This window comes from Nonomuraea zeae (genome assembly GCF_005889725.1).
Classification (GTDB): Bacteria; Actinomycetota; Actinomycetes; order Streptosporangiales; family Streptosporangiaceae; genus Nonomuraea; species Nonomuraea zeae.
The window spans coordinates 1-2276 of the sequence record NZ_VCKX01000614.1 but is presented as its reverse complement, the minus strand read 5'-3'; the positions used below and the strand labels follow the sequence as shown (position 1 = coordinate 2276).

Here is a 2276-nt window from a genome sequence, read left to right as displayed (position 1 = left end):
GAGTTTGCAGGGCGGGCCCTATCCGGGGATCGGGCCGAAGGTGGTGGCGCTGGGCGGCGGCCACGGGTTGTTCGCCTCCCTTTCCGCCTTACGGGTCGTCACCGACCGGCTGACCGCCGTGGTGACCGTGGCCGACGACGGCGGGTCCAGCGGGCGGCTGCGTCGCGAGCTCGGCGTGCTCCCACCCGGTGACCTGCGGATGGCGTTGGCCGCGCTGTGCGGCGACGACGAGTGGGGCAGCACCTGGAGCGAGGTGGTGCAGCACCGCTTCCGCAGCGAGGGCGACCTGCACGGGCACGCCGTCGGCAACCTGCTGATCGTGGCGCTGTGGGAACTGCTCGGCGACCCCGTGGCCGGGCTCGACTGGGTCGGGCGGCTGCTCGGCGCCCACGGCCGGGTGCTGCCGATGGCGTCGGTGCCGCTCGACATCGTGGCCGAGGTGGAGCTCGACGGCGTCATCTCGATCGTCCGCGGGCAGGTGGCGTGCGCCCTGACACCCGGCAGGGTGCAGGCGATCTCCCTGGTTCCCGAGGATCCGCCCGCGCGGCCAGAGGCGGTGGCGGCGGTGCTGGACGCCGACTGGGTGGTGTTCGGGCCGGGGTCGTGGTTCACCAGCGTGCTGCCGCACCTCAAGGTGCCCGAGCTGGCCAGGGCCCTGCACGAGACGAGGGCCAAACGGCTCGTCACGCTCAACCTGGCGCCTCAGCCGGGCGAGACCGACGACTTCTCCCCCCAGCAGCATCTGGAGGTGCTCAGGCAGCACGCTCCGGATCTGTCGATGGACGTCGTACTCGCCGACACCGGGGTCGTGGACGACCCCGACGCGCTCGAGAAGGCGGCCGCCGCGCTCGGCGCCCGGCTCGTCATGGCGGACGTGGCCGCCCCGGACGGCTCCGCGAAGCATGACCCACGACGTCTTGCCTCCGTCCTGGACGAGATTTTCCTCCAGAAGCGTTGATCCTGGTCGGCGTGGCGCGAAGGTGCGAGAGACTGACGTGAGCCGGTCTTAATGGGGGAGGACTAACGCTTATGGCGATGACAGGTGTGGTGAAAGACGAGCTGAGCCGCCTGCCGGTGCTCAAGCCGTGCTGCCGCAAGGCGGAGGTTTCGACGCTGCTGCGGTTCGCCAGCGGCCTGCACCTGGTGGGCGGGAGGATCGTGATCGAGGCGGAGCTCGACACCAATGCCACCGCGCGTCGGCTGATCAAGGACATCGGAGAGGTGTTCGGCCACAAGGCCGAGGTGCTCGTGCTCGCGCCCGCGGGGCTGCGGAAGGGCTCGCGCTACGTGGTGCGGGTCTACCGCGACGGCGAGGCGCTGGCCCGCCAGACGGGCCTCATCGACAATCACGGCCGTCCGGTGCGCGGCCTGCCTCGCCAGGTGGTGGCGGGGGCCGCCTGCGACGCCGAGGCCGCCTGGCGCGGGGCGTTCCTGGCCCACGGCTCGCTGACCGAGCCGGGGCGTTCGATGTCGCTCGAGGTCACGTGCCCGGGGCCGGAGGCGGCGCTCGCGCTGGTGGGCTCGGCGCGGCGGCTGAAGATCCACGCCAAGGCGCGCGAGGTGCGCGGCGTCGACCGGGTCGTGGTGCGCGACGGCGACGCGATCAGCGCGCTGCTCACCCGGCTGGGGGCGCATGACAGCGTGCTGGCCTGGGAGGAGCGGCGGATGCGCCGCGAGGTGCGGGCCACCGCGAACCGGCTGGCCAACTTCGACGACGCCAACCTGCGGCGGTCCGCGCGGGCCGCGGTGGCGGCGGGCGCGCGGGTGCAGCGGGCGCTGGAGATCCTCGGGGACGAGGCTCCCGACCATCTGGTGGTGGCGGGGCGGCTGCGGGTGGAGCACAAGCAGGCGTCGCTGGAGGAGCTGGGGCAGATCGCCGATCCGCCGCTGACCAAGGACGCGATCGCCGGGCGGATCCGGCGGTTGCTGGCGATGGCCGACAAGCGGGCCTCTGATCTGGGGATCCCCAACACCGAGGCCAACCTCACCGTCGACATGCTGGCCCCCTGATCGGTTTTCCCGCGCTTGCGTGAATGGCGTCACACCCATCCTGTACGGCGGAGCTCTGGGTGCAGGGGGATGCCGGTGGATCAGGGGGCGGTGGGCGTGCTGGTGGATCCGGGTGTGGTGGGCATGCCGGCCGATCCGGGCGCGACAGGGGTGCCGTTCGACCCGGGCATTGAGGGGATACCGGCAGATCCGGGGGTAGCGGGCGTGCCGGCGGGTTCGAGTGCGACTGGCGTGCCGGTCGGTGGTGCAGTGGGTGTGCCGGTGGG

General features: G+C 72.5%; 2 protein-coding genes and 1 pseudogene. All 3 read left to right on the top strand.

Annotation, left to right across the window (positions count from 1 at the left end; genetic code table 11):
• Positions 1–40: 40 nt before the first annotated feature.
• A complete protein-coding gene (locus tag ETD85_RS61770; protein WP_138699012.1) occupies positions 41–958 on the top strand; it encodes a gluconeogenesis factor YvcK family protein in 918 nt (305 codons plus the stop codon).
• A gap of 71 nt (positions 959–1029) precedes the next feature.
• Positions 1030–2010: a DNA-binding protein WhiA gene (gene whiA / locus ETD85_RS61765; RefSeq protein ID WP_138670245.1), complete on the top strand. Its 981-nt coding sequence runs from the start codon at positions 1030–1032 to the stop codon at positions 2008–2010.
• A 69-nt stretch (positions 2011–2079) separates the two neighbouring features.
• Positions 2080–2276 (top strand): annotated as a pseudogene (locus tag ETD85_RS65340) (hypothetical protein); the annotation flags it as partial.